This is a genomic window from Crossiella sp. S99.2 (genome assembly GCF_023094165.1).
Taxonomy (GTDB): Bacteria; Actinomycetota; Actinomycetes; order Mycobacteriales; family Pseudonocardiaceae; genus Crossiella.
On the sequence record NZ_JALMDK010000002.1, the window covers coordinates 850,756 to 875,808 of the forward strand.

Below are 25,053 nucleotides of genomic sequence, written 5' to 3' on the forward strand. Positions count from 1 at the left end.
CACGTAACGAAGGTGCAACCGGCGGCAAATATGAGCGGGTTGACACGTTCGGTAGCTTTTCCCCGCAGAACCACAGGTACCCTCACTCGAACGGGTTAACCGTGCTTTGGGAGGAACGCTCGTGAGCAGCCGCACCGCTCGTGCCGTCCCGCGCGTGATCACCACGCTCCTGGTCGTGCCGGCAACCGGTCTTCTCGCTTCCGGAGTCGCCAACGCAGGCGAGACCGCGCAGGCCGCGGTCGCCGCGTCGGTGGGAACCACCGGCCTGGTGCCGATCGTCGCGGTCGCCCTGGGCGTCGGCGGCATGGTCGCCGGGGTGGTCCGCGGTCTGCGCGGGCAGGCCAAGGTCGACCCGGCCAACGAGCGAATCAACCCGTAGCTCCCACGGTCATCGCGGCACCTGCGAGAATCGCGGACGTGCCAAGCGACGTGTCCACCCCCGTGGCCGAGCCCCGTCCCCGGGTGCTCTCCGGAATCCAGCCCACCGCCGACTCCTTCCACCTCGGCAACTACCTCGGTGCGCTGCGGCAGTGGGTGGCCCTGCAGGAGGACCACGACGCCTTCTACTGCGTGGTCGACCTGCACGCGATCACCGTCGAGCAGAACCCGGCCGAACTGCGCCAGCGCACCAGGGTCTCGGTGGCCCAGCTGCTCGCGCTGGGCATCGACCCGGAGCGCGCCACCCTGTTCGTGCAGAGCCACGTGGCCGAGCACGCCCAGCTCGGCTGGGTGATGCAGTGCCTGACCGGCTTCGGCGAGGCCGGGCGGATGACCCAGTTCAAGGACAAGTCGGCCCGCCAGGCCGCCGAGCATGTCAGCGTCGGGCTGTTCACCTACCCGATCCTGCAGGCCGCGGACATCCTGCTGTACCAGGCCAACCGGGTGCCGGTGGGCGAGGACCAGCGCCAGCACCTGGAGCTGACCCGCGACCTGGCCAACCGGTTCAACTCCCGGTACAGCCCCACTTTCACCGTGCCCGAGGCGCACATCGTCAAGGGCACGGCCAAGATCTACGACCTGCAGGAACCGACGGCCAAGATGAGCAAGTCGGTCCCGGCGGGCGTGATCGAGCTGCTGGCCGACCCGAAGGCCTCGGCGAAGAAGATCCGCTCCGCGGTCACCGACACCGAGCGGGAGATCCGCTTCGACGCCGAGCACAAGGCGGGTATCTCCAACCTGCTCACCATCTACTCCTCGCTCACCGGCAAGTCCGTGGCCGAGCTGGAGGCGCAGTACACCGGGCAGGGCTACGGGGACTTCAAGAAGGACCTCGGCGAGGTCGTGATCGAGTGGGTCACCCCGATCCAGGACAAGGTCAAGGCGTACCTGGACGACAAGGCCGAGCTGGACAAGATCATGCAGCGCGGCGCGGAGCGGGCCAGGCACGTGGCCGCCCGCACGCTGGCCAAGGTCTACAAGAAGGTCGGCTTCCTCCCGCTCGGCGGCTGACACTGCGCCGTGCGGGTGAGTTGATCAGGCGAATGGCGGCTCACCCCGGTTAGCGTTTCGGGGTGAGCACCGAGAAGCCGTCCTGGTTCGCCAGGCAGCGGGAGCGATTCCCCTGGCTGGATCACCTCGTCCGGGCCGGCGGGCGGTACCAGGAGCGCTACGGCGACCACTACGCGGCCGCGATCACCTACTTCAGCGTGCTCTCGCTGGTGCCGGTGCTCATGGTCGCCTTCGCCGCGGCCGGTCTGGTGCTCTCCGGCAACACCGAGCTGCTGGACCAGGCCAAGGCCGAGCTGGCCGCCGCGGTGCCGGACAAGGCGCTCAGCGACACGCTGACCAGGGCCGTGCAGCAGGCGATCGACCAGCGGTACGCGGTCGGCATCATCGGTCTCGCGGTCGCGCTGTACTCCGGCGTCGGCTGGATGACCAACCTGCGCGACGCGATCACCGCGCAGTGGGGTCAGGCCCGCGAGGAGCTGCCGCTGCTGCGCACCTACCTGGTCGACTTCCTGTCCCTGATCGGCCTTGGCCTGGCGCTGGTGGTCAGTTTCGGGCTGACCACGCTGGCCCAGGGCTTCGCCGAGGACCTGCTCGACCTCGTCGGCCTGCACAACCAGGGCCTGCCCAGGGTGCTGTTCCTCGGCTTGGCCGTGCTGCTGTCGGTGGTGGCCAACTTCGGCGTGTTCCTCTGGGTGCTGGCCTGGCTGCCGCGCAAGCGGGTCAGCGCCCGCAGCGCGCTCAAGGGCGCGCTGGCCGCGGCCATCGGCTTCGAGCTGCTCAAGCAGGTCGGCGGCATCTACCTGCGCAGCATCAGCGCCAGTCCGGCAGGTGCGGCCTTCGGCTCGCTGCTGGGTCTGCTGGTCTTCATCTACCTGGTCTCCCGCTTCCTGCTCTTCGTCACCGCCTGGACCGCCACCGCGCGGGACAACCTGGCCGCGGAGCCGATCCAGCCACCGCCGCCCGCGGTGATCCGGCCGGTGGTGGAGGTGCGCGGCGGACCCGCGCCCCGGCAGACCGCGGCACTGCTGGGCATCGGCGCGGCCGTCGGACTGCTGCTGCGCGGCCTGTTCCGCTCCCGGCGGGACTGAAACAGGCCGGAGCGGCGGCCCGTCAGCGGCTGGCGTTGAGCCGGGCGGCCTGGCGGGTCAGGTGGGCGACCTCGGCCAGGTTGGTCGCCTGATGGGCGGCCTCGGCGTAGAGCCGGGCCGCCGTGGCCAGATCGCCGTCCCGCTCGTGCAGGTAGGCCGCTACCGCGGTGTAACGCGGCAGCGAGCCGTCCAGCGCGGCCAAGGCCGCCAGTCCGGCCCGCGGTCCGTCGGCCTCGCCAACGGCCACCGCCCGGTTGAGCCGGACAACCGGGCTGTCGGTCAGCTGGGCGAGTTCGTCGTACCACTCCACGATCTGCACCCAGTCGGTCTCCGCGGCGGCGGGCGCGTCGGCGTGCAGGGCCGCGATGGCCGCCTGGGCCTGGAACTCGCCCAGCCGGTCCCTGGCCAGCGCCGCCTGCAGGATGGCCACACCCTCGGCGATCAGGGTGGTGTCCCACCGGGTGCGGTCCTGCTCGGCCAGCGGCACCAGCTCGCCCTCCGGCGTGGTCCGGGCGGCGCGCCGGGCGTGGTGCAGCAGCATCAGCGCGAGCAGCCCGGCCACCTCGGGGTGGTCGATGGCGGCCACGAGCTGCCGGGTGAGCCGGATGGCCTCGGCGGCGAGGTCGACGTCGCCGGAGTAGCCCTCGTTGAAGACCAGGTAGAGCACCCGCAGCACGGTGGCCACGTCGCCGGACTGGTCGAAACGCACCTCGGCGACAGTGCGCTTGGCCCGGCTGATCCGCTGCGCCATGGTCGCCTCGGGCACCAGGTATGCCTGGGCGATCTGGCGGGTGGTCAGCCCGCCCACGGCGCGCAGGGTGAGCGCGACCGCGGAGGAGGGCGTCAGCGACGGGTGCGTGCACAGGAAGTAGAGCTGGAGCGTGTCGTCCGTCGCGGGTGCCGGACCGGGCGCGGGTTCCTCCTCGACCAGGTCTTCCCGCCGCCTGCGGGCGGTCTCGGCCCTGGTCGCGTCCAGGAACTTGCGCCAGGCCACGGTGACCAGCCAGCCCTTGGGATCCCGCGGCTCCTCCGCCGGCCAGACCCGGAGCGCCTCGACCAGGGCGTCCTGCACGGCATCCTCGGCCGCCGCGAAATCCGCTCCGCGGCGGACGAGGATGCCGAGTACTCCCGGGGTGAGGCTACGGAGCAGGACCTCGTTCAGCACCGAGGTCATTCGGTGATGGTCGGCGGCACGCCGTGGAACGGGCGCACCTCGAGCCACTCGTGGATCGGCTTGCCGCCGGCCCCTGGCGCGGCGGACAGCTCACCGGCCAGTTCGATGGCCCGCTGCTGGCTGTCGACGTCGATCACCATCCAGCCCGCGATGAGGTCCTTGGTCTCGGCGAACGGGCCGTCGGTGACCGGCGGGCGTCCCTCGCCGCCGTACTGGACCCACAGGCCCTCGGGGGCCAGCGCCTGGCCGTCGACGTACTCGCCGGTCTTGGTCAGCCGGTCCGCGAAGTCCTGCATGTACTGGATGTGGGCCGAGATCTCTGCCGGGGTCCACTGGTCCATGGGCACGTCGTTGACCGCAGCCGGGGCGCCGCTGTAGTGCTTGAGCAGCAGGTACTTGGCCATTGTGGTTCTCCTTGGTGCTGGTGCGACCCAGTGTGGTCGCTTTCACGGCAGGGACGGAGCAGGCCGCGGGATCTCGACATCACCGCCCAAGATTTCTCAGATTTTCTTCGCCGAACCCCCTGAGCTGCGGAAGAGCCCGGAAAAGCACGATGCCGCCCTCCCGGCGTGGGGAGGGCGGCATCGTCACGTTGACGTCGCTGCGGGCCGCTCAGACGGCCGCGGCGGCCGCTCGTGCCCGGGCCGCCGCCTTCGCCCGCTTCTTCCGGACGTAGAGGAAGGCGAAGATGATCACGAACACGCCGGCCGCGATGGTCAGCGGCAGGCCCACGTTGCCGAAGGGGGTGACCGCGGCGGCGGAGGGGTTCTCCGGGGCGGTGATGCCGCCGTTGCCGTCCTGCTTGGCCTGGGCCGCGCCGCCGTCACCGCTGGCCGCGGTCTCCGCGGGGGCCCGCTCCACCAGCTGGCCGACCGGCTCCGAGGCCGCCTTGACGCTGTAGCCGTAGTCCAGCAGCTTGGCCGCCTGGGTGTAGACCGACTGGGCGCCGATCTTCTCCGCCCTGATCAGCACCGCGACCAGCCGGCGGCCGCCCTTCTCCGCCGCGCCGATGAAGGTGTGCCTGGCGTCGTCGGTGAAGCCGGTCTTGCCGCCCAGCGCGCCGGTGTACAGGGCCAGCAGCTGGTTGTCGTTGCTGACCTTGAAGGCCGGCTTGTTGCCGTAGCCGGGGAAGTTGAAGGACTTGGTGGCGACCGCCTTGGCGATCTCCGGGTTCTTCAGCGCGGCCTTGAAGATGACCGCCTGGTCGTAGGCCGAGGTGGACATCCCGGGGCCGTCCAGGCCGGAGGGGGTGGCCGCCCGGGTGTCCAGCGCGCCGAGCTGGCGGGCGAGCTGGTTCATCTTGCGCACCGTCTCGTCCACGCCGCCGAGCTTGCGGGCCAGCGCGTGCGCCGCGTCGTTGCCCGAGTCCAGCATCATGCCGGTGATCAGGTCCTTGACGGTGTACTTGCCGCCGACCCCGACCCCGACCTTGCTGCCCTCCTGCTCGGTGTCCGCCTTCTCCCCGACGATCACTGTCGAGGGGTCCAGCTCCTTGAGCGCGACCAGCGCGGTCAGCACCTTGATGATGGAGGCAGGGCGGTGCCGGGCGTGCGGGTCCTTGGCCGCGATGATCGCGCCTGAGTTCAGGTCCGCGACCACCCAGGACTGGGCGTTGAGCAGGTTCGGGCCCGGCGGCGCCGGAGCACCGCTGGGGGTGATCACGCCGCAGTCGTAGAGCCGCGAGCCGCCGACCGGCTTGGCCGGGACCGGCAGCGGGCCGGGCGCGGTCTTACCGGGTTTGGGCTGCTCGGACATGTCCACCGCGGGCGGCGGAATGCTGCGGTCCTGACAGGAGGCGGACGGACTCGACGAGGTCGGCGTCGTGGTCTGCGACGGCTGGGCCAGCACGACCGGAGCGCTCAGCACCGCGGCAGCCAGCAGCGCGCAGACAGAGGCGACCAGCGCCGTTGCGGGGCGGTGGGCGGTAGATGGCACAAGGGCAGGCTAGCCACCCCGGCCCGGGAACGGTATTCGGCCCACCGGAATACTGCGGTGGTGATCCTGTCCCGCCGTGCCTCGCTGTTCCTGCTGGCCTTCGCGCTCTGGAGCTGGTGGATCTGGCCGACGTTCCTGGTGAACATCTCCCGGGACGCCCGTTCCTGGGCCGCCGACGGCTCCCCGACCGGCTTCTTCACCGTGCACCTGGTGCTGGTCATCACGTCGCTGGTGCTCGGAACTGTGATCGGCGTCATGGGGTGGCGCGGCTTCCGTGCCATACGTAGGCAGACTACGGCATGCTGATCTGAAGAACTGCTGAATTCTTCCCACCACGAAGGAGACCGCCGTGGAGTTCGTGCGGCTTGTCCTGATCTTCCTGCACCTGCTCGGCATGGCGATGCTGGTCGGGATGATCCTGCTCCAGCTCAAGACGGCCAAGGACGGCCCGCTGAACAAGGGCTGGCTGCACGGCGTGCTGTTGCAGCTGGTCACCGGGGTCGCGCTGGTCGGCATCGCCTACCCGCTCGGCAAGGACGTGGACAACATCAAGATCGGCGTGAAGCTGCTGGTCCTGATCGCCATCGGCGCCGTCGTCGCGGCCAACCTGAGCAAACAGAAGATCGCCGGCTGGCTCGTCCCCACCCTGGCCGCCCTCACCGTCCTCAACGTCGGCGTAGCCGTCTTCTGGCGCTGACCTCGCCGACCCCGCGCGCCCAGTTGGGCCAACTGGTACGACACATTGGCCCAACTGGGCGTACCAGTTGGGCCAATGTGGTTTGAGCTGTGGGTCAGCGGCGGAAGAGCAGTGCGCGCTTCACTTCCTGGATCGCCTTGGTCACCTGGATCCCGCGCGGGCAGGCGTCCGTGCAGTTGAACGTGGTCCGGCAGCGCCAGACACCGTCGACATCGTTGAGGATGTCCAGCCGCTCCTCGGCCGCCTCATCCCGGCTGTCGAAGATGAACCGGTGCGCGTTCACGATCGCGGCGGGCCCGAAGTACGAGCCCTCCACCCAGTACACCGGGCAGCTCGTGGTGCAGCAGGCGCACAGGATGCACTTGGTGGTGTCGTCGAAGCGTTCGCGGTCGGCCGCGGACTGGATGCGTTCCTTGGACGGGTCCTGGCCGTAGTTGATCAGGTACGGCTTGACCGCCCGGAAGGCCTCGAAGAAGGGCTCCATGTCCACCAGGAGGTCCTTCTCGGCCTGCAGGCCCTTGATCGGCTCCAGGGTGATCGTGGTCGGCTTGCCCTTCTTCGCCATCAGGTCCTTGACCAGGACCTTGCAGGCCAGCCGGTTCACGCCGTTGATCCGCATCGCGTCCGAGCCGCAGACGCCGTGCGCGCAGGAGCGGCGGAAGGTCAGCGAGCCGTCGACGTACCACTTCACGTAGTGCAGCAGGTTGAGCACCCGGTCGGTGGGCAGCGCGGGCACCGAGAAGGACTCCCAGCGCGGCTCCGCGTCGGTCTCCGGGGTGAAACGCCGGATCCGGACGGTGACGAGCGTGGACCCCTCGGGGGCGGGGGGAAGGGCGCCGCGGGAACCCGCCGCGGGGGCCTCAGCAGTCGCGGTCATCAGTACTTGCGCTCCATCGGCTGGTAACGGGTGATGGTGACGGGCTTGTAGTCCAGGCGGATGTCCGCGGCCAGGCCCTCACCGTGCTTGTAGGCCATGGTGTGCCGCAGGAAGTTCACATCGTCGCGCTGCTGGTAGTCCTCGCGGGCGTGCCCGCCGCGGGACTCCTTGCGGTTGATCGCGCCCTGCACCAGCACCTCGGCCAGCTCCAGCAGGAAGCCCAGCTCGATCGCTTCCAGCAGATCCGTGTTGAACCGCTTGCCCTTGTCCTGGATGGCCACCCGCGCGTACCGCTCCTTCAGCGCCTGCACGTCGTGCAGGGCCTGCTTGAGGGTCTCCTCGGTGCGGTACACCGACGCGTTGAGGTCCATCGTGGTCTGCAGCTCGCCGCGGATGTCGGCCACCCGCTCGCCGCCGTCGGCCGACAGCATCCCGCTGACCATGGTCTGCACCAGCGTGGCCGGGTTGTCCGGCAGCTCGGTGTGCTCGACCGTCTTGGCGTACTCCGCGGCGGCGATGCCCGCGCGGCGGCCGAAGACGTTGATGTCCAGCAGCGAGTTGGTGCCCAGCCGGTTCGCGCCGTGCACGGACACGCACGCGCACTCACCGGCGGCGTAGAGGCCGGGGACCACGTTGTCGTTGTCCCGCAACACTTCGCCGGAGATCTTGGTCGGGATGCCGCCCATCGCGTAGTGCGCGGTCGGGTAGACCGGCACCTGCTCGGTCACCGGGTCGATGCCCAGGTAGGTGCGGGAGAACTCGGTGATGTCGGGCAGCTTCGCGTCCAGCACCTCGGCGCCCAGGTGGGTCAGGTCGAGGTAGACGTAGTCCTTGTGCGGGCCGGCGCCGCGGCCCTCGCGCACCTCGGTGGCCATCGCGCGGGCGACCATGTCCCGCGGCGCGAGGTCCTTGATGGTGGGCGCGTAGCGCTCCATGAACCGCTCGCCGGAGGAGTTGCGCAGGATGCCGCCCTCGCCGCGGGCGCCCTCGGTGAGCAGGATGCCCAGGCCGGCCAGGCCGGTCGGGTGGAACTGGTAGAACTCCATGTCCTCCAGCGGCAGGCCCTTGCGGAAGACGATGCCCATGCCGTCACCGGTGAGGGTGTGCGCGTTCGAGGTGGTCTTGAAGACCTTGCCGAACCCGCCGGAGGCGAACACGACCGCCTTGGCCTGGAAGACGTGGATCTCGCCGGTGGCCAGCTCCAGGGCGACCGCGCCGGTGCAGACCGGGCCGTTGTCGGTCTCGGTCAGGCAGATGTCGAGCACGTAGTACTCGTTGAAGAACTCGATGCCGTGCTTGACGCAGTTCTGGTACAGCGTCTGCAGGATCATGTGACCGGTGCGGTCGGCGGCGTAGCAAGCCCGGCGCACGGCGGCCTCGCCGTGGTTGCGGGTGTGCCCGCCGAAGCGGCGCTGGTCGATCTTGCCCTCGGGCGTGCGGTTGAACGGCAGGCCCATCTTCTCCAGGTCGAGCACCGCGTCGATGGCCTCCTTGGCCATGATCTCCGCGGCGTCCTGGTCAACCAGGTAGTCGCCACCCTTGACCGTGTCGAAGGTGTGCCACTCCCAGTTGTCCTCCTCGACGTTGGCCAGCGCGGCGCACATGCCGCCCTGGGCCGCGCCGGTGTGCGACCGGGTCGGGTAGAGCTTGGTGAGCACCGCGGTGCGGGCGCGCTGGCCGGATTCGATCGCGGCCCGCATCCCGGCGCCACCAGCGCCGACGATGATGACGTCGTACTTGTGGAACTGCATGGTGGGAGCCTCGCTCAGCCGAAGTTCGGGGTGAAGGTGAAGATCACGAACGTGCCGAGCGCGACTGTCAGGATCACGGACACGTACAGCAGCGTGGTCAGCCAGAACCGGGTGCTGTCCTTGCGCGAGTAGTCATTGATGATCGTGCGCATCCCGTTGCCGCCGTGGATCATGGCCAGCCACAGCATGGACAGGTCCCAGAACTGCCAGAACGGCGAGGCCCAGCGGCCGGCCACGAAGGCGAAGTTGACCTTGTGCACACCGCCGTCCAGGAACAGCATGATCAGCAGGTGGCCGAGCACCAGGAACACCAGCACCAGGCCGGACAGCCGCATGAACAGCCAGCTGGCCAGCTCGAAGTTGCTCCGGCGGGCGGCCCGGCGGCGCGGCTGCCGCGGCGGCGCCAGGTCGGGCGCGTTGAGGGTCGCTTCGCTCATGTCACATCCCGCCCATCAACATGCTGTACGCCTTGGCGAGCAGGTGGTACGAGCCGGGGATCATCAGCGCGGCCCAGATCACCAGCACGGTCCACATCATCGGACGCTGGAAACGGGGGCCCTTGCCCCAGAAGTCCACCAGCATGACGCGGATGCCGTTGAGCGCGTGGAAGAGCACCGCGGCGACCAGGCCCAGCTCGAACAGGACGAAGAACGGTTCCTTGTAGGTCGCGATGACCTTGTCGTACGCCTCCGGCGACACCCGCACCAGCGCGGTGTCCAGGACGTGCACGAACAGGAAGAAGAACGTGAGCACCCCGGTGATCCGGTGGGCGACCCACGACCACATGCCCAGGTCTCCCCGGTACAGCTTGCCGCCGCCGCGGGAACCCCGCTGCTGCGTCGCCGCGGCCTCTGTGCTGGCCATGGTGGACGGCCTCCAACGTCATTGCTGGATCTCTGGCACCGGTGTTCGGGCAGCCGGGGCCTTGACCCACGGGATGCTAGCCGTGTAGACGCCGGTCGACCCACTTGACGTCGCCCGCTGTGATCGACGAGACAGCCTCTCGGGGGACTCGCGCCCGCGACGCAACACGCGCGTAACTCGCGCGCGCGAACTTCGGCGCGAACGGGGGCGGCCTGTGGATGGAGCGGCCAACAATTCGGTCACGTACGGCAGACTGCCTGCGGAGTACGCCATACCGGCGGGTACGGTTCGTCGCCGGAGAGCTGCTTGTCAGGCTCGACTGTGATGTTGTAGAAGCCCCCGTCGATGGAGCCGGGGGTTGTGCCGGGCGGCCGTGAGGTAGCTCGGTGAGGCCATGTGAAGGAGACGAGAGCCGTGCGTCGGATGCGAAACGCCGCGGTGGCCGCGGTCGCGATCACCAGCGTCCTGTCGCTGGTCGCGTGCGCGAAGGACAGCGGGACGACCCCTGGCGGCAACGCCGGCGGGGCCGAGTGCCAGAAGGCCACCCCGCCCACCGTGCAGGCCGGTTCGACCAGCAGCAGCACGACCGGGACCAAGCCCGACGCCAAGGCGCTCAAGGTGGGTCTGACCTACGACATCGGCGGCCGGGGTGACGCCTCGTTCAACGACGCCGCCGCCGCGGGCATCGACCGCGCGATCGCCGAGCTGGGCGTGCAGAAGAGCAACGTCAAGGAGGCATCGGCGGCCGCCGGTGACACCGAGGACGTCAAGTCCAGCCGCCTGCGCCAGCTCGCCAGCGAGGGCTACAACCCCATTGTCGCGGTCGGCTTCGCCTACGCCGACGCGCTCAAGGTGGTCGCCGCGCAGTTCCCGAACACCCGCTTCGCCATCGTGGACGCGGGCGTGGAGGGCGCCAAGAACGTCACCCCGCTGGTCTTCGCCGAGGAGCAGGGCTCCTTCCTGGCCGGGGTGATCGCCGCGTACAAGAGCAAGAAATGCTCAGTCGGCTTCGTCGGCGGCGTGAACGTGCCGCTGATCCAGAAGTTCGAGGCGGGCTTCTACGCGGGCGCCAAGGCGGCCGCGCCGAACATCAAGATCGAGAAGAAGTACCTCACCCCCGCGGGTGACGTCTCCGGCTTCAACGACCCGACCAAGGGCAAGGTCGCCTCGGACGGTCTGATCGACGGCGGCGCGGACGTGCTCTACCACGCGGCAGGCGCCTCCGGTAAGGGCGTGTTCAACGCCGCCAAGGCCCGCGGCGCGCTGGCCATCGGCGTGGACTCCGACCAGTACAAGCAGACCACCGTGGCCGAGTCCAAGGACATCATCATCTCCTCGGTGCTCAAGCGGGTCGACGTGGCCGTCTACGACTACATCGCCGCGGCCGCCAAGAACGACCTGAGCACGCTGCCGAAGTCCTTCGACCTGAGCGTGGACGGCGTCGGCTACGCCACCAGCGGCGGCAAGATCGACGACATCAAGTCCACTGTGGACGCCTACAAGGCCGCGATCGTGGCCGGCCAGATCAAGGTCTCGGACAAGCCGAGCAGCTGAGCAAGCATCGACACGCGGCGGGCCCGGGGCGCGGCTCCGGGCCCGCCGCGCGTTAGCCGCCACCCACCGGGAGAACTCGAAGATGAGCAGTTCCCTCGATGCCGCCCAGCACTCGCGCCCCGCGGTCCGGCTCACCGGCATCACCAAACGCTTCCCCGGCGTGATCGCCAACTCCGACGTGCACCTGACCGTGGCGCACGGCGAGGTGCACGCGCTGTGCGGGGAGAACGGCGCTGGCAAGTCCACGCTGATGAAGATCCTCTACGGCATGCAGCAGCCCGATGAGGGCACGATCGAGGTCAACGGCGAGCAGGCGCACTTCCGCTCGCCCTCGGATGCGATCAAGGCCGGCATCGGCATGGTGCACCAGCACTTCATGCTCGCCGACAACCTCACCGTGCTGGAGAACGTGGTGCTGGGCGCGGAGGCGCTGCACGGCATCGGATCCAAGGCGCGCAAGCGGATCGCCGAGCTGGCCAAGCAGACCGGGCTGCGGGTCAGCCCGGACCTGCCGGTGGAGCACCTGGGCGTGGCCGACCGGCAGCGGGTGGAGATCCTCAAGGTCCTCTACCGCGGCGCGAAGATCGTCATCCTGGACGAGCCCACCGCGGTGCTGGTGCCGCAGGAGGTCGAGGAGCTGTTCCTCACCCTGCGCGGCATGCGCGAGCAGGGCTACACGTTCCTGTTCATCTCGCACAAGCTGGACGAGGTCAGGGCCATCGCGGACAGCCTCACCGTGATCCGCCGCGGCAGCACGGTCGGCACCGCCGACCCGAAGACCGTCACCTCCCGCCAGCTCGGCGAGCTGATGGTGGGCAGCGAGCTGCCCAGCCCGGAGACCCGCGAGTCCACCGTCACCGACCGCCCCGTGCTCACCCTGTCCGAGGTGCGGCTGTGCGCCGCCGGCGGGCAGCGGCCGCTGCTGGACCACATCACGCTGACCGTGCACGCGGGCGAGGTGCTGGGCATCGCGGGCGTGGAGGGCAACGGCCAGACCGAACTGGTCGAGGCCGTGATGGGCATCCGCAAGATCGACAGCGGCTCGGTCACCCTGGGCGGCGAGGACATCACCAAGACCCCCACGCTGGCCAGGCGGGAGGCCGGGATCGGGTACGTGCCCGAGGACCGGCACCGGCAGGGCCTGCTGCTCACCCAGACGCTGTGGGCCAACCGCATCCTGGGTTACCAGACCCGCCGTCCGGTGGTCCGCGGCCGCTGGCTGGACATCGAGGGCGCGCGGGCGGACACCCGGCGGATCGTCGAGCAGTTCGACGTGCGCACCCCTGGCATCGAGGTGCCCGCGGCCGCGCTCTCCGGCGGCAACCAGCAGAAGCTCGTGGTCGGCCGCGAACTCTCCGGCGACCCGGTGCTGCTCATCGCCTCGCACCCGACCCGGGGCGTGGATGTGGGCGCGCAGGCGGTGATCTGGGAGCAGATCCGCACCGCGCGGGCCAACGGCCTGGCCGTGCTGCTGGTCTCGGCCGACCTGGACGAGCTGATCGGGCTGTCCGACTCGATCAAGGTCATGTCTCGCGGACGGCTGGTCGCCGACGCGGACCCGAACGTGGTGACGCCCGAGGACCTCGGCGCGGCCATGACCGGCGACTGCGAAGACGAGGCCGGCGCCATCGACGAGGGGACCGAGCAGTGAAGCTGAACGCCCGCGCTGTCCTGCTGCCCCCGCTGCTGGCGATCATCGCGGCCCTGTTGCTGTGCTCGATCGCGCTGGTGATCTCCGGCGGCAACCCGCTTGAGGCCTTCGGCGCGATGATCGCGCAGGTCGGCCAGGGCACCACCGCGGTGGACATCGTCAACACCGGCAGCACCTACTACCTGGCCGCGCTCGCGGTGGCCATCGGCTTCCAGATGAAGCTGTTCAACATCGGCGTCGAGGGCCAGTACAAGCTGGCCGCGATCGTGGCCATGATCGCCGGTGGCGCGGTCACCCTGCCGCCGGTGCTGCACACGCTGTTCATCCTGGTGGTGGCGGTCCTGGTGGGTGCGATGTGGGCGGCCATCCCGGCCATCCTCAAGATCACCCGCGGGGTGAACGAGGTCATCTCCACGATCATGCTCAACTGGATCGCCACCGGCATCGCCGCGTACCTGATCCAGCAGTCGGTCTTCGGTGAGCTGCGCGGCAACAACCTGGGCACGCCGGTGGTGGCCGAGACCGGCTGGGTGCCCGGCATCTCCCTCGGCGGCGCCGGCACGATCTTCGGTCTGGTGGTGCTGGCCGTGCTGGCCGGGGTCGGCTACTGGGTGCTGATGAACCGCACCCGGTTCGGCTTCGAGCTGCGCGCCTCCGGCGAGTCGGCCACCGCGGCCACCGCGGGCGGGGTCAACGCGAAGAAGATGATCCTGGTCGCGATGCTGCTCTCCGGGGCCACCGCGGGCCTGGTCGCGATGCCCGAGCTGCTCGGCCGCGACTACACCTACACGCTGAACTTCCCGGCCGCCTACGGCTTCACCGGCATCGCGGTGGCGCTGCTGGGCCGCAACCACCCGGTCGGCATCGCCTTCGGCGCGCTGCTGTGGGCCTTCCTGGACAAGTCCTCGGTCGCGCTGGAGAACGTGGGCGTGCCCAAGGAGATCGTGACCATCATGCAGGGCTCGATCGTGCTGTCGGTGGTGGTGGCCTACGAGGTGGTCCGGCGGATCACCCTGGCGGCCGAACAACGCAAGGTCGGGCAGCAGCTCGGCACGACGGACGAGGTGGCCGCATGAGCGCCGTAGTCGACACCCCGCAGACCCCCGACAGCGCAGCGTTTCTCGCTGGTCCCGGGCCGAAGCGCAAGTTGCCGGGCTGGAGCGTTGGTCTGCTGCTGGTGGCCGCGGCCATCGGCGCGCTGTCCACCGCCTCCTACCTGACCGGCGTGCCGCAGCTGACCTCCTCGGGCACCTTCCAGACCGCGGTCCAGCTGGCCATGCCGATCCTGCTCGCCGGGCTCGGCGGGTTGTGGGCCGAGCGCGCGGGCGTGGTCAACATCGGCCTTGAGGGCATGATGATCCTGGGCACCTGGGGCGGGGCCTGGGCCGGTTACCAGTGGGGCCCGTGGGCCGGACTGGTCGCGGCCGCGGTCTTCGGCGCGCTGGGCGGCCTGCTGCACGCCATCGCCACGGTGACTTTCGGGGTCAACCACATCGTCTCCGGTGTGGCGATCAACCTGCTCGGCGCCGGCGTGACCAAGTACCTGTCCACGCTGCTGTTCCAGCCGGTCTCGCACAACCCGCGCGAATCGCCGCCGGTGCCCAAGTTCGACACCTTCTCCATGCAGCCGCTGGGGGACTGGCTGGCCGAGTTGGAGAACGAGCAGCGGGTCGGCATCTCCGACGTCGCGGGCATCCTCAAGGGCCTGGTCACCGGGGTGTCCCCGCTGACCATGCTGGCCATCCTGCTGGTGCCGATCACCTACCTGGTGCTGTGGCGCAGCCGGTTCGGCCTGCGGCTGCGCTCCTGCGGGGAGAACCCGGTGGCGGCCGAATCGCTGGGCGTCAACGTCTACCTGCACAAGTACGCCGCGGTGATCGTCTCCGGCGCACTGGCCGGGCTCGGCGGGGCGGCGCTGCTGCTCAACCCGGGCCAGTCGGGTTACCTGGAGAACCAGACGAACGGCCGCGGCTACATCGGCCTGGCCGCGATGATCTTCGGCAACTGGCGGCCCACCGGCCTGCTCGGCGGCGCGGCGCTGTTCGGCTACGCCGACGGGTTGCAGCTGCGCAGCGGTGGCGGCGCGGTGCTCGCGCTGCTGTACGCGGCGGTGCTGGCGCTGGGTGTGGTCGTGGTCTGGCAGCTCTGGCGGCGACGCTGGGTGGCCACCGCGGTGACCGTCTCCGGCGCGCTGCTCCTGTACTGGGTGTACTGGTCCTTCAACGAGCTGCCCAGCCAGATCACCACCTACCTGCCGCACCTGGTGACGCTGGTGGTGCTGGCGGTGTCCGCGCAACGACTGCGCCCACCGGCGGCGAACGGCGTCGAGTACCGGCGCGGCTGACAATGTCCACTGTGGACTGGGAACTGCTGCGGGATACCGCGGTCAAGGCCGCCGGGCACGCCTACTGCCCCTACTCGGGGCTGCAGGTGGGCTCGGCGGCCGTCTGCGACGACGGCCGGATCGTGACCGGCTGCAATGTGGAGAACGCCTCCTACGGCCTCGGGCTGTGCGCGGAGTGCACGATGGCGGGTCAGCTGCGGCTCACCGGCGGTGGCCGGTTCGTCGCGGTGACCTGCCGCAGCGGCACCGGCGAACTGCTGATGCCGTGCGGCCGCTGCCGCCAGGTGCTCTACGAGCTGGGCGGCCCGGACTGCCTGCTCGACACCCCGCGCGGGATCCTGCCGATGAGCGAGGTCCTGCCGGATGCCTTTGGACCCGACCAGCTGCCGGAGCCGCCAGCATGAGTCACAACGCGATCGACGTGATCCGCGCCAAGCGCGACCGCAATCGTTTGACCGACGAGCAGATCGACTGGGTGATCGACGCCTACACCCGGGGCGCGGTGGCCGACGAGCAGATGTCCGCCCTGGCCATGGCCATCTTCCTGAACGGGATGACCGCTGAGGAGACCGCCCGCTGGACCGCCGCGATGGTCGCCTCCGGCGAGCATCTTGACCTGTCCGCGGTCACCCGGCCCACGGTGGACAAGCACTCCACCGGCGGCGTCGGCGACAAGATCACCCTGCCGCTGGCCCCACTGGTGGCGGCCTGCGGCGCGGCCGTGCCGCAGCTGTCCGGCCGGGGCCTCGGCCACACCGGCGGCACCCTGGACAAGCTGGAGTCCATCCCCGGCTGGCGGGCGAACCTGTCCACCGCGGAGATCACCGCCCAGCTCAACTCGGTCGGCGCGGTCATCTGCGCCGCCACCGAGGGCCTGGCGCCTGCCGACCGCAAGCTCTACGCGCTGCGCGATGTCACCGGCACGGTCGAGGCCATCCCGCTGATCGCCAGCTCGATCATGAGCAAGAAGATCGCCGAGGGCGCCCAGTCCCTGGTCCTGGACGTCAAGACCGGCACCGGCGCGTTCATGAAGACCGAGGCCGACGCCCGCAGCCTGGCCCAGGCCCTGGTGGCCATCGGCAAGGCCAACGGCCTCAACATCAGCGCCCTGCTCACCGACATGTCCATCCCGCTGGGCCGCGCGGTCGGCAACGCGGTGGAGGTGGCCGAGTCCATCGAGGTCCTGCGCGGCAACGGCCCCGCCGACGTCACCGAGCTGACCGTGGCCCTGGCCAGGGAAATGCTCACCCTGGCCGGCATCGACACCGACCCGGCCCCCGTGCTCGCCTCCGGCCAGGCCTACGAGACCTGGTGCCGGATGATCAAGGCCCAGCACGGCGACCCGGACGCCGCCCTGCCCAAGCCCAACCACATCCACGTGGTCGAGGCCCCCGAAACCGGCACCCTCACCACCCTGGACGCCTACGCCGTCGGCGTCGCCGCCTGGCGCCTGGGCGCGGGCCGGGCCCGCAAGGAAGACCCGGTCCAGCACGCCGCGGGCATCCTCTGCCACGCCAAACCCGGCGAACACGTGACCAAGGGCCAGCCCCTTCTGGAACTGCACACCAACACCCCAGAAGCCTTCGACGGAGCCCTGGACGCCCTCGCCGGCAGCTACGAAATCGGCGACTCCGCCCCCGAAGCCAAACCCCTCATCCTGGACACCCTCCGAGGCTGACCCACAACGCCCAACGCGGCGTACTCCCGTACGACTTGGGCCAACTGGTACGCCCGCTTGGGCAAAACCGGCGTACCAGTTGGCCCAAGTCGCCGGAAGACAGCACAGCGCCCCGGGAGCTTGGGGCTCCCGGGGCGCTCTGGTCGGTCCTGGTGTGCGTCAGCTGTCGATGTCCACGTCCACGCCATCGGGGTCGACGGACTTCTCCGCGTCGCGGGACTTGCCGGTGCTCTTGGCGCGGCTGCGGCGCTGCTGGCGGGGCATCACCGCGGGCGGCGGGGGCGGGGTGGGGGCGCCGCCGCCGAGGATCAGCTCGGCGAAGGTGGCCATGGCCTCGTCCAGCTGACCCGCGTGGCGCTGGTCGGACTCCTGGTTGGCCTGGCGGACCAGGCCGAGCAGGGCGTCGTTGTCCGGGCGCTCGGTGACCGAGCCGGTGACCCGGTTCAGGCCCTGCTTGACGTTGCCGTCCAGGTCGCCAAGGCGGCCGCTGACGTTGTCCTCGACCTCGTCGATCCGGCCGCCGACCTGCTCCAGCCGGGCGTTGAGCGCCTCCAGCCGGTCGGCCAGGCCCTGCAGCCGCTCGGTGGGGTCGACCGCGGGACGGCCGAGCAGGTCGTCCAGCTTGTCGTTCTGCTCGTCGCGGGCCGCGGCCAGCGCGTTGTGCAGGCTGTTGTTGCCGTCGTTGATGCTGTTGCGCAGGCCGGTGTTGCCCTCGGTGATGCTGCTCTTGAGGGTGTTGTTGCCTTCGGTGATCGCGCCGCGCAGCGAGCTGGTGCCGTCGTTGATCGAGCTGCGCAGGGTGTCGGTGCCCTCGGAGATCAGGCCGCGCAGGTTGTCGGTGCTCTCGGTCAGCGAGCGCTGCAGCGCCTCGCGAGTGCCGTCGAGGTGCTCGTGCACGCCCTCGTCCACCTCGTCGATCCGGCCGCGCAACACGGTCTCCAGCGCCTCCACGCGCTCGCGCACCGGGTTGGTGATCGCGGCGGGCAGCGCCTCCAGGCGGGCGTCCTGCTTGTCCAGGTGCCGCTCGACGTTGCCGCCGAGGTCGTCCAGCCGCTTGTGGATGTTGGAGAGCTTGTCCTCAAGCCCGTCCATCTTGCCCTGCACGCCCTCGAACCGGCCGGCCACGCCGTCCAGGCGGCCGTCCAGCTGGGCGAAGGGCTTGGCCAGCTTGTCGACCAGGCTCTCCACCGCGCGGCCGAGCCCGGCGATCGCGCCGTCCTGGGCCTCCAGCCGGGCGAGGGTCTCGTCCAGGCGCTCGGCCAGCACGCTGACCTCGGTGCGGTCGGGCAGCTCGGAGAGGCGCTTGCGCACCGAGCCGAGCGATTCCAGCGGCGAGAGTCGAGCGTGGATCTCGTCCAGCGCGTCGAAGATCTGCTGCTGTTCGCTCTCACGGATCTCGGCTGCGCGGATCAGCGTGTTGCGCATCCGATCGAAAGACATTGTGGAGTGGTTGTTCTCGCTCACGGCAGGGACCTTCGTCGAAGGGAGGGGACCGACGGACGCGACTCTAGCCAGTCGCCCGAGTTGTTGGTCACCGACCCCCGGCCGAACTTCGGTGAAAGTTGGCTAGGAGTACGCCATTCGGGTGACTGGCTGCAGGAAACGCCAGTGGTTTGATCTTCAGTGGTTGATCAGCGCAGAACCGCGTTCCCCATTCGAGCTACTTGCTTCCCCGACCATGATCGACGTTCCGTGGCGAAGGAGCCGCGAGAACATCAAAGAACCATCCGACAGAGTGGAATTACCGCTCGTCTTACAGGTCAAATGATCATAGCGTGTGCTCTCCGGAACGGCTTGCCAACACGCCGGTCGAGCACGGGTACCGTGTCGCCATGTCAACCCCGGTGACTCTGGAAACCATCCGCACCGCACCCAAGGTGCTGCTGCACGACCACCTCGATGGCGGCTTGCGACCGCAGACCGTGATCGACCTGGCCGACGCCGGCGGCTACGCCAACCTGCCCACCACCGACGCCGAGGAACTGGGCGTCTGGTTCGCCGAGGCCGCCGACTCCGGCTCCCTCGTCCGCTACCTCGAAACCTTCGCGCACACCGTCGGCGTCATGCAGAACACCGCGGCGATCGTCCGGGTGGCCGCCGAGGCCGCCGAGGACCTCGCCGACGACGGTGTCGTCTACGCCGAGGTCCGCTACGCCCCCGAACTGTTCACCGAGGGCGGCCTGTCCCTGGAACAGATCGTGGAAGCCGTGCAGGAAGGCTTCCGGCAGGGCGAGGCCACCGCCGCCGCGCGCGGCAAGAAGGTCCGGATCGGCACGCTGCTCTGCGCCATGCGGCAGAACGCCCGCTCGCTGGAGATCGCCGAACTGGCCGTGCGCTACCGCGACGCCGGCGTGGTCGGCTTCGACATCGCCGGCCCCGAGGCGGGCTTCCCGCCCACCCGCAACCTGGACGCCTTCGAATACCTGCGCCAGCAAAACGCGCACTTCACCATCCACGCCGGTGAGGCATTCGGCCTGCCCTCGATCTGGGAAGCCATCCAGCACTGCGGCGCCGAACGGCTCGGCCACGGCGTGCGCATCGTGGACGACATCAAGGTGGAGGAGGACGGCACCGTGCACCTGGGCCGCCTCGCCAGCTACGTCCGCGACCGCCGCATCCCCCTCGAAATGTGCCCCAGCTCCAACCTGCAGACCGGCGCCGCGGCCTCCATCGCCGAGCACCCCATCGGCCTGCTGCACCGGCTGCGCTTCCGGGTCACGGTCAACACCGACAACCGGCTGATGAGTCACTGCTCGATGTCGGGCGAGATGGCCGCGCTGGTGGAGGCATTCGGCTACGACTGGGCCGACCTGCAATGGTTCACCGTCAACGCGATGAAATCCGCCTTCATCGGCTTCGACGAGCGCCTGGCGATCATCAACGATGTGATCAAGCCCGGTTACGCCGCGCTCCAGGCATGAGAAAAGCAGTGGGGCCGCACCGGTGATCCGGGTGCGGCCCCACTGTCTATTAAGGATTCAGTGCGCGCGCAGGCGTTCCTCGAAGCCGGCGACCAGCTTCTCCCAGGACTCCACCTCGGCGGTGAACGGCGCGCTCGGCGCCAGCCGGTTCGGGTCCGGGCGGATCACGAAGGACACCAGCCAGCCTAGGCTCTCCGACTTGGTCAGCGCCTTCTCCGCCGACTCGTCCCCGGCCCACTGGGCCGCGTCGGTGATCAGCTCGACGGCCAGCTCCAGCTGGTACGGGTCCACCTGCTCGACCCCGCCGGCCAGATCGTCGGACAACCCGGTCAGCACGTAGGTGTTGTCCTGCTCGACCTCGATCTCCAGGTCGCCGTTGGTGGCCGCGGCCACCACGTCCTCCCAGGTGACCACGGCGGACAGATCGTTGGCGTGGTCCTCGGCCGAATCGCCCTCGCCGGTGGCCAGGAAGCGGGCCAGCGCGCGCGGCGTGCCGAAGACGTCGATCTGGCCCTCGGAACCGAGGAAGACCGGCTTGTCATCGAGGTAGCAGCGCAGCGTGTAGTGCTCGCCGACCGAAGTGATGATCTTGATCGGGTCGATGCCGACCTCGGCCCAGAAGCCGGTCGGCGCCTCCTCCTCGACCTCGGCCTGCTCGCCCTCGGCGGCGTCCTCTTCCTCGGTCTCCAGCTCGTCCAGCTCGGCCTGGGCCACGGTCAGCGCGGCCTCGTCCACCTCGGGCTGGGTGACCACGGCGTCGATCGCGTCCAGGACCTTGTCCCACTCGTCGATCACGACCTTGGCCAGGTCGTTCCACCTGGCCTCGCCGTCGCGCCCCTGGAACGGGTAGGTGCCCTGGTTCAGCAGGGCGAACCCGTCCGCGGAGTCCAGCACCTCGTGCACGGCGTCCAGCTCGCAGACATCGGCGAGCGAGCGCACGATGGCCACGGTCTCGGCCAGTTCGCCGATGGTCCAGGTGTCCGGCTCCTCGGCGACCAGCTCGGGCACGCCGACCAGGTCGAAGCGGTGCTCGTCGTCCGGGATCAGCTCACCGGCGTGCAGGCCGGGCACCTGCGCCCAGGCCGGGTGGTCGGTGAGGTCGTGCTCCTGCGCCTTGCGCAGGTAGGCGGCCAGGTGGGCGGCGTCGGCGAAGCCGTAGAGGTCTTCCCCGTGGCCGAGGAAGGCCTCCCACTCCTCGCCGTCCTCACGCCATTTCGGCGCCCACAGCGTGACCAGGTCACCCTGCGGAAGACCGAGTTCGATCGGGACGATGTCCTGGGCCATTCCCTGCCTCCGGGTCGCCGACGGATTCGGCCGCAGCCTACGGGTTCACCGCGCGCAGCGGATCACCGGTCCGAACGAAGGCTCGACAGATCGAAGGAGAACACGTCCTCGTCCTCCTCCGTGGTGGCCGCGGGCCTGCCGGGCGTGGCGGCCGGGCCGGTCACCGCGGCGCTGTCCCAGCCCGCCGCGCGGGCCGGCACGGTGCCGCCGACGGCCTCCACCACCGCGGTGAACTCATCGCCCAGCGCGCGGGCGAGCACGTTGTAGGAGCGCTGCACGGCGAACTCGGCGGCCTGCCGGGCGGTCTCGGTGATCGCCTGACCGAGCCGGTCCGCGCCCAGGTTCACCGCGGCCGGGTCCAGCCACAGCTGCAGCAGCTCGCCGCTGGCGTTGACCGTGGCCGCGACCAGCCCGTCCTGACTGCGCGCCTGCCCGACCACCCTGGCCATGTCGGCCTCCAGCTGCTGACTGGCCAGCAGCCGGTCCTCGGCCTCGCGCAGCTCATCCGGCTCGCTCATCGCGCCCTCCGCAGGAAAGACCCGCCGTCCTCGTCATCGTCGTCGGTCACCGGCTGTGGCGCCATGCCCAGCGCGGTCAGTCCCTCCGACGCCCGCGCGTCCAGCACGCCGTGCAGGGTCCGGTGCAGCCGCCCGGCCGCGTCCCTGGTGGCCCGCTGGGCCTGTTTGAGCACCTCGGCGGCCAGTTGCGCGGAGCCCAGTTGCAGGGCCCTCTGGTCGATCAGGACCTCCTGGATCTCTCCGCCGGGCACCACGGTCACCCGCACCGCGCCGTCGCCGGAGCGGGCCCGGCCGAGCACCGGCCCTGACCGGGCCAGCCGTTCAGACACCCGCTGGTCGGTCTCGGCGATCTTCGCCGCCGCCCGCGCGTTGTCCGCCTCGACGTAGTCCTCGTGCATCGACCTACCCCCGCTCAGCCGGTCGGCCGGAAGAAGCCCATGAACGGCATGCCGCTGTTGGTGGTGCGCAGCTTGCCGATCTGCACCGGGTCACCGGCCTCGATGATCTGCCCGTCGCCGATGAACATCGCCACGTGACCCTTCCACACCACCAGGTCGCCGGGCAGCAGCTCACCGGGCGGCACCTGCGCGCCCATCGCCTGGGCCGCGGAGTGCCTGGGCAGCTCGAACCCGGCGGCCGCGTAGGACCACTTGGTCAGCCCGGAGCAGTCGGTGCCCTGCGGCGGGTTGGAGGCCGCCCAGACATACGGCGTGCCCAGCGCGGTCAGCGCCTTGCGCACCGCGGCCGCGGCGATCTCGTTGGGCGCCTGCACGGTCTTGCCGCCGGGCAGGTTCACGTCCACGCCGGAACCCGGCTGCGGCGGGATGGCCACCGGCAGGTTGGACGCGGGCGCGCCGCCACCGCCGCCCCCACCACCGCCGCCGCCCCCGCTGCCCGAACCGCCACCGCCCCCGGAGGAGCCGCTGCCGTTGCCGCCGGAACCGTTGCGGCCGTTGGCTCCCGCGGTGCCGGTGCCGTCCACGCCGCCGCCGAGCGCGCCGCCCATGCCGCCGAGCGAACCCACGTCCACCCCTGGCAGGCCGCGCAGTTTGCCCGCGGCCTCGCTCAGCGCCTGCTTGGCCTTGGTGATCTCCTGGGTGCCCTTGAGGTGGAAGTTGGCCGCGGTGCACCAGCACTGCTTGATCGCCTCGGGCACGCTGGCCTTGTTGCCGCCCGCCTTGCCGGCCAGCGCCGCCTGCACCTGCGGGGTGACCGCGCCGCGCAGCTCGTTGACCAGCCGCTCGATGTTGCCCTTGGCCGTGGTGACCGCGTTGTAGGCGCCGTTGACCGCGTCCTGGGCGGTCTTGCAGTTGGCGGCCAGCTTGTCCAGCGAGCCCTCCAGGGTGGCGACCCGGCCCTGGAAAACGTTGGCGCGGTCGCCGTACCAGCCGTTCATCGCGCCCTTGAACGCGCCGTTGTGCCTGCCCTTGAGATCGGCCAGCGCGGTGTTGGCCTGGCCGAAGGCGGTGGCCGCGCGCTGGGCCGCGCCGTGGTCGCCCTCGATGTCCTTGAGGTTGTTGCGCAACGGTTCGGTGAGCCCGTTGAGCACCGCTTCGACGTCGGACATGTTCTGGATCCCCCTGTGCTCAGCGCTGTCCGGCGCGCTTGACGCTGGCCGCGTGCTCGGCGTCCTGCTGGTGGTAGTCGGTGACCGTGCCGCTGACCGCGGTGCCCAGCTCGCCCAGTGCCTTGGCCGCGGCGGCGATGGCGTCCAGGATCGACTGCGCGGCCGGGGTCAGCGCGCCGGAGACCTCCGCGCCGATCTTGCCGAAAGCGTTGCCCGGCACCGCGTTGGCCCCGGCCAGCGTGCCGCTGCCGACCTTGCCGATTTCACCGGACATGCCCTTGGCCGCGTTGGCGTAACTCGTCAACGCGGCCGGGTCGACCTTGAAACCCTTCTCGGCCATCGCTCCCCGTCGCCTCTCCCCATGAGCCCCTGTGTGACCGGTTCGACGCGGGGGAGTGCCCCACGGTTCCGGCCGGATAGCCCAGCTTGCCGCACGTCAGGCCGGTTGTGGGCGTGGATGGCCGGATTCACGCGACCGACTAGGTTGCACAGCCAGCTAGCTGGCGGTACCTTCTAGTCGTGAGTCCGGTCGAGGTGCGGCAGGCGCAGTGGTTGCGCGGCGTGCTCGACCTGGCCGTGCTCGCTCTGCTCGCCGAGAGCGGGGAGAGCTACGGGTACCTGATCTCCCAGCAGCTGGCCGAGTCCGGCCTTGGCGAGGTCAAGGGCGGCACGCTGTACCCGTTGCTCAACCGGCTGGAGGAGGCCGGGCTGCTCAACAGCGCCTGGCGGGCCGGCGACGGCGGGCCGGGCCGCAAGTTCTACGAGATCAGCAACGGCGGCAGGCGGCTGCTCGCCGAGCACGCTCCACAGTGGACGGCCTTCGCGGGCGCGGCGACCACGGTCGTCCAGCGCGGTATGCGCGAGGCGGCGCTGAGCGGCTGAGAGCGCCGCGATGAGACTTCGGTGGGGCCGGCGTCGGGGGCCGGCCCCACCGAGTTTGTGCTGACACTTGCTCCGACCGGACCAACGATGATCACGGGTTGGCGGCACCGATCAAGCCCGTGAGCTGCGATCATGTGTTTATGGACGTTGCCGAGGGCTGGGGCCGGCTGAGGACCTGGCTGGCCGCGAGCGCGCCCACCACCCATGAACTCCTCCGGCCGGGCGCGGCGCCCGCCGAGGTCGAGGAGCTGCAACGCCGCCTGGATCTGAGCTTCCCGGCTGACCTGTGCCGGTGGTGGACGCTGTGCGACGGCACCGAGCGCACCGAGTTCGCCGAGATCCTGCCGCCCTTCTACACCCCGCACAGCACCCGCAGTGCCTTTGATGCCAGGGAATGGCGCCGGTTGCGTTACCGGGCGACCTGGGCCGAACCGGACGCCGAACCCGAGGCGGGCACCGCTGCCCGCAGCTTCCACCCGGCCTGGGTGCCCATCGCCTTCGACGGCTGCGGCGACGCCCTGGTCGTCGACCTGCGGCCAGGCCCACTGCACGGCTGCGTGCTGGAGTGGGACCAGGAACGCTCCGAGGTGCACAAGCCGGAGTGGCCCAGCCTGGCGGAGATGGTGGCCGAGGTGGCCGAGGCCCTGGAGACGGGCACGCCGGTGCGGCACAGCCAGCCGACCGTGACCCCGGACGGCAGGCTGGACTGGCGGATCCGCTGACCTCGGATTTTCCCGTGTGCGCGGTGGCTTCCCGGATACGATGGGCTTCCACATCGGGAGCACTGGGGGGCGGATGTACAACGTTGGAAAAGACCGC

Annotated in this window: 27 protein-coding genes; 14 read left to right on the forward strand and 13 right to left on the reverse strand. The window is 70.1% G+C overall.

What is annotated here, in order from left to right; genetic code table 11:
- Positions 1–154: 154 nt before the first annotated feature.
- The 3 genes from MZC64_RS10540 (at position 155) to yhjD (ending at position 2,537) form a co-directional block, all read left to right on the forward strand.
- On the forward strand, positions 155–379 hold the full coding sequence (locus MZC64_RS10540) for a hypothetical protein (protein ID WP_247763252.1): 225 nt from the start codon (positions 155–157) through the stop codon (positions 377–379).
- A 38-nt stretch (positions 380–417) separates the two neighbouring features.
- Positions 418–1,449: a tryptophan--tRNA ligase gene (trpS, locus tag MZC64_RS10545; RefSeq protein WP_247763253.1), complete on the forward strand. Its 1,032-nt coding sequence runs from the start codon at positions 418–420 to the stop codon at positions 1,447–1,449.
- 62 nt (positions 1,450–1,511) lie between these two features.
- Complete coding sequence (yhjD, locus tag MZC64_RS10550) at positions 1,512–2,537, forward strand: inner membrane protein YhjD (protein WP_247763254.1); 1,026 nt, start codon at positions 1,512–1,514, stop codon at positions 2,535–2,537.
- A gap of 22 nt (positions 2,538–2,559) precedes the next feature.
- On the opposite strand, the gene MZC64_RS10555 is transcribed toward yhjD, so the two are convergent.
- The 3 genes from MZC64_RS10555 to MZC64_RS10565 all read right to left on the reverse strand — a co-directional run bounded on the left by MZC64_RS10555 (position 2,560) and on the right by MZC64_RS10565 (position 5,646).
- Entirely contained in the window at positions 2,560–3,711 is a 1,152-nt protein-coding gene (locus MZC64_RS10555) for an RNA polymerase sigma factor (protein WP_247763255.1), read from the reverse strand.
- Positions 3,708–4,115, reverse strand: a complete 408-nt coding sequence (locus MZC64_RS10560; protein ID WP_247763256.1) for a YciI family protein — start codon at positions 4,113–4,115, stop codon at positions 3,708–3,710. The genes MZC64_RS10555 and MZC64_RS10560 overlap by 4 nt, the downstream gene beginning before the upstream one ends.
- A 208-nt stretch (positions 4,116–4,323) precedes the next feature.
- Complete coding sequence (locus MZC64_RS10565) at positions 4,324–5,646, reverse strand: D-alanyl-D-alanine carboxypeptidase family protein (RefSeq protein WP_247763257.1); 1,323 nt, start codon at positions 5,644–5,646, stop codon at positions 4,324–4,326.
- 60 nt (positions 5,647–5,706) lie between these two features.
- On the opposite strand from MZC64_RS10565, the gene MZC64_RS10570 reads away from it, so the two are divergent.
- Positions 5,707–5,952 (forward strand): SCO4848 family membrane protein, encoded by a 246-nt coding sequence (locus tag MZC64_RS10570; protein ID WP_247763258.1) that lies wholly within the window; start codon positions 5,707–5,709, stop codon positions 5,950–5,952.
- Between the two features lie 43 nt (positions 5,953–5,995).
- Positions 5,996–6,343, forward strand: coding sequence for a hypothetical protein (locus tag MZC64_RS10575; RefSeq protein ID WP_247763259.1), 348 nt, complete (start codon positions 5,996–5,998; stop codon positions 6,341–6,343).
- A gap of 94 nt (positions 6,344–6,437) precedes the next feature.
- Here the strand turns inward: MZC64_RS10575 and MZC64_RS10580 are convergent, their stop codons facing one another.
- Genes MZC64_RS10580 through sdhC form a run of 4 tightly spaced genes read right to left on the reverse strand, consistent with a single transcriptional unit; the run spans position 6,438 to position 9,835 of the window.
- The gene (locus tag MZC64_RS10580; RefSeq protein WP_247763260.1) at positions 6,438–7,220 is read right to left on the reverse strand and encodes a succinate dehydrogenase iron-sulfur subunit; all 783 of its coding nucleotides are present in this window, start codon (positions 7,218–7,220) and stop codon (positions 6,438–6,440) included.
- A complete protein-coding gene (sdhA, locus tag MZC64_RS10585) occupies positions 7,220–8,971 on the reverse strand; it encodes a succinate dehydrogenase flavoprotein subunit (protein ID WP_247763261.1) in 1,752 nt (583 codons plus the stop codon). Before sdhA ends, MZC64_RS10580 begins: the two co-directional genes overlap by 1 nt.
- A gap of 14 nt (positions 8,972–8,985) precedes the next feature.
- Entirely contained in the window at positions 8,986–9,408 is a 423-nt protein-coding gene (locus MZC64_RS10590) for a succinate dehydrogenase hydrophobic membrane anchor subunit (RefSeq protein WP_247763262.1), read from the reverse strand.
- A gap of 1 nt (position 9,409) precedes the next feature.
- Complete coding sequence (sdhC, locus tag MZC64_RS10595) at positions 9,410–9,835, reverse strand: succinate dehydrogenase, cytochrome b556 subunit (RefSeq protein WP_247763263.1); 426 nt, start codon at positions 9,833–9,835, stop codon at positions 9,410–9,412.
- Positions 9,836–10,258: 423 nt separating this feature from the next.
- Here sdhC and MZC64_RS10600 point away from each other — a divergent pair, with 423 nt between their 5' ends.
- The 6 genes from MZC64_RS10600 (at position 10,259) to MZC64_RS10625 (ending at position 17,062) form a co-directional block, all read left to right on the forward strand.
- On the forward strand, positions 10,259–11,389 hold the full coding sequence (locus MZC64_RS10600) for a BMP family protein (RefSeq protein ID WP_247763382.1): 1,131 nt from the start codon (positions 10,259–10,261) through the stop codon (positions 11,387–11,389).
- 82 nt (positions 11,390–11,471) lie between these two features.
- Positions 11,472–13,040 (forward strand): ABC transporter ATP-binding protein, encoded by a 1,569-nt coding sequence (locus MZC64_RS10605; RefSeq protein WP_247763264.1) that lies wholly within the window; start codon positions 11,472–11,474, stop codon positions 13,038–13,040.
- A gap of 2 nt (positions 13,041–13,042) precedes the next feature.
- Entirely contained in the window at positions 13,043–14,116 is a 1,074-nt protein-coding gene (locus tag MZC64_RS10610) for an ABC transporter permease (RefSeq protein ID WP_247763383.1), read from the forward strand.
- Positions 14,113–15,384: an ABC transporter permease gene (locus MZC64_RS10615; protein WP_247763265.1), complete on the forward strand. Its 1,272-nt coding sequence runs from the start codon at positions 14,113–14,115 to the stop codon at positions 15,382–15,384. The genes MZC64_RS10610 and MZC64_RS10615 overlap by 4 nt, the downstream gene beginning before the upstream one ends.
- A 2-nt stretch (positions 15,385–15,386) precedes the next feature.
- Positions 15,387–15,788, forward strand: a complete 402-nt coding sequence (locus tag MZC64_RS10620) for a cytidine deaminase (RefSeq protein ID WP_247763266.1) — start codon at positions 15,387–15,389, stop codon at positions 15,786–15,788.
- Positions 15,785–17,062, forward strand: coding sequence for a thymidine phosphorylase (locus MZC64_RS10625; protein ID WP_247763267.1), 1,278 nt, complete (start codon positions 15,785–15,787; stop codon positions 17,060–17,062). The genes MZC64_RS10620 and MZC64_RS10625 overlap by 4 nt, the downstream gene beginning before the upstream one ends.
- Before the next feature lie 159 nt (positions 17,063–17,221).
- Here MZC64_RS10625 and MZC64_RS10630 read toward each other — a convergent pair whose 3' ends face one another.
- Entirely contained in the window at positions 17,222–18,487 is a 1,266-nt protein-coding gene (locus MZC64_RS10630; RefSeq protein ID WP_282105173.1) for a hypothetical protein, read from the reverse strand.
- Positions 18,488–18,894: 407 nt separating this feature from the next.
- Here MZC64_RS10630 and MZC64_RS10635 point away from each other — a divergent pair, with 407 nt between their 5' ends.
- On the forward strand, positions 18,895–19,983 hold the full coding sequence (locus MZC64_RS10635; protein ID WP_247763269.1) for an adenosine deaminase: 1,089 nt from the start codon (positions 18,895–18,897) through the stop codon (positions 19,981–19,983).
- A gap of 57 nt (positions 19,984–20,040) precedes the next feature.
- Here the strand turns inward: MZC64_RS10635 and MZC64_RS10640 are convergent, their stop codons facing one another.
- The 5 genes from MZC64_RS10640 to MZC64_RS10660 form a co-directional block, all read right to left on the reverse strand.
- Positions 20,041–21,267, reverse strand: a complete 1,227-nt coding sequence (locus tag MZC64_RS10640) for a primosomal protein (RefSeq protein ID WP_247763270.1) — start codon at positions 21,265–21,267, stop codon at positions 20,041–20,043.
- A gap of 62 nt (positions 21,268–21,329) precedes the next feature.
- Complete coding sequence (locus tag MZC64_RS10645; RefSeq protein ID WP_247763271.1) at positions 21,330–21,785, reverse strand: YbaB/EbfC family nucleoid-associated protein; 456 nt, start codon at positions 21,783–21,785, stop codon at positions 21,330–21,332.
- The gene (locus MZC64_RS10650) at positions 21,782–22,183 is read right to left on the reverse strand and encodes a YbaB/EbfC family nucleoid-associated protein (protein WP_247763272.1); all 402 of its coding nucleotides are present in this window, start codon (positions 22,181–22,183) and stop codon (positions 21,782–21,784) included. The genes MZC64_RS10645 and MZC64_RS10650 overlap by 4 nt, the downstream gene beginning before the upstream one ends.
- A 14-nt stretch (positions 22,184–22,197) precedes the next feature.
- Positions 22,198–23,352 carry a C40 family peptidase gene (locus MZC64_RS10655; RefSeq protein WP_247763273.1) on the reverse strand — a complete coding sequence of 385 codons (1,155 nt, stop codon included), beginning with the start codon at positions 23,350–23,352 and terminating at the stop codon, positions 22,198–22,200.
- Positions 23,353–23,371: 19 nt separating this feature from the next.
- Positions 23,372–23,692, reverse strand: coding sequence for a type VII secretion target (locus tag MZC64_RS10660; RefSeq protein ID WP_247763274.1), 321 nt, complete (start codon positions 23,690–23,692; stop codon positions 23,372–23,374).
- A 179-nt stretch (positions 23,693–23,871) separates the two neighbouring features.
- Between MZC64_RS10660 and MZC64_RS10665 the strand changes: the two genes are divergently transcribed.
- Both MZC64_RS10665 and MZC64_RS10670 read left to right on the forward strand, forming a co-directional pair.
- The gene (locus tag MZC64_RS10665) at positions 23,872–24,234 is read left to right on the forward strand and encodes a PadR family transcriptional regulator (RefSeq protein WP_247763275.1); all 363 of its coding nucleotides are present in this window, start codon (positions 23,872–23,874) and stop codon (positions 24,232–24,234) included.
- Between the two features lie 140 nt (positions 24,235–24,374).
- Positions 24,375–24,956 (forward strand): SMI1/KNR4 family protein, encoded by a 582-nt coding sequence (locus MZC64_RS10670; protein WP_247763276.1) that lies wholly within the window; start codon positions 24,375–24,377, stop codon positions 24,954–24,956.
- The last annotated feature ends 97 nt before the right edge of the window (positions 24,957–25,053 follow it).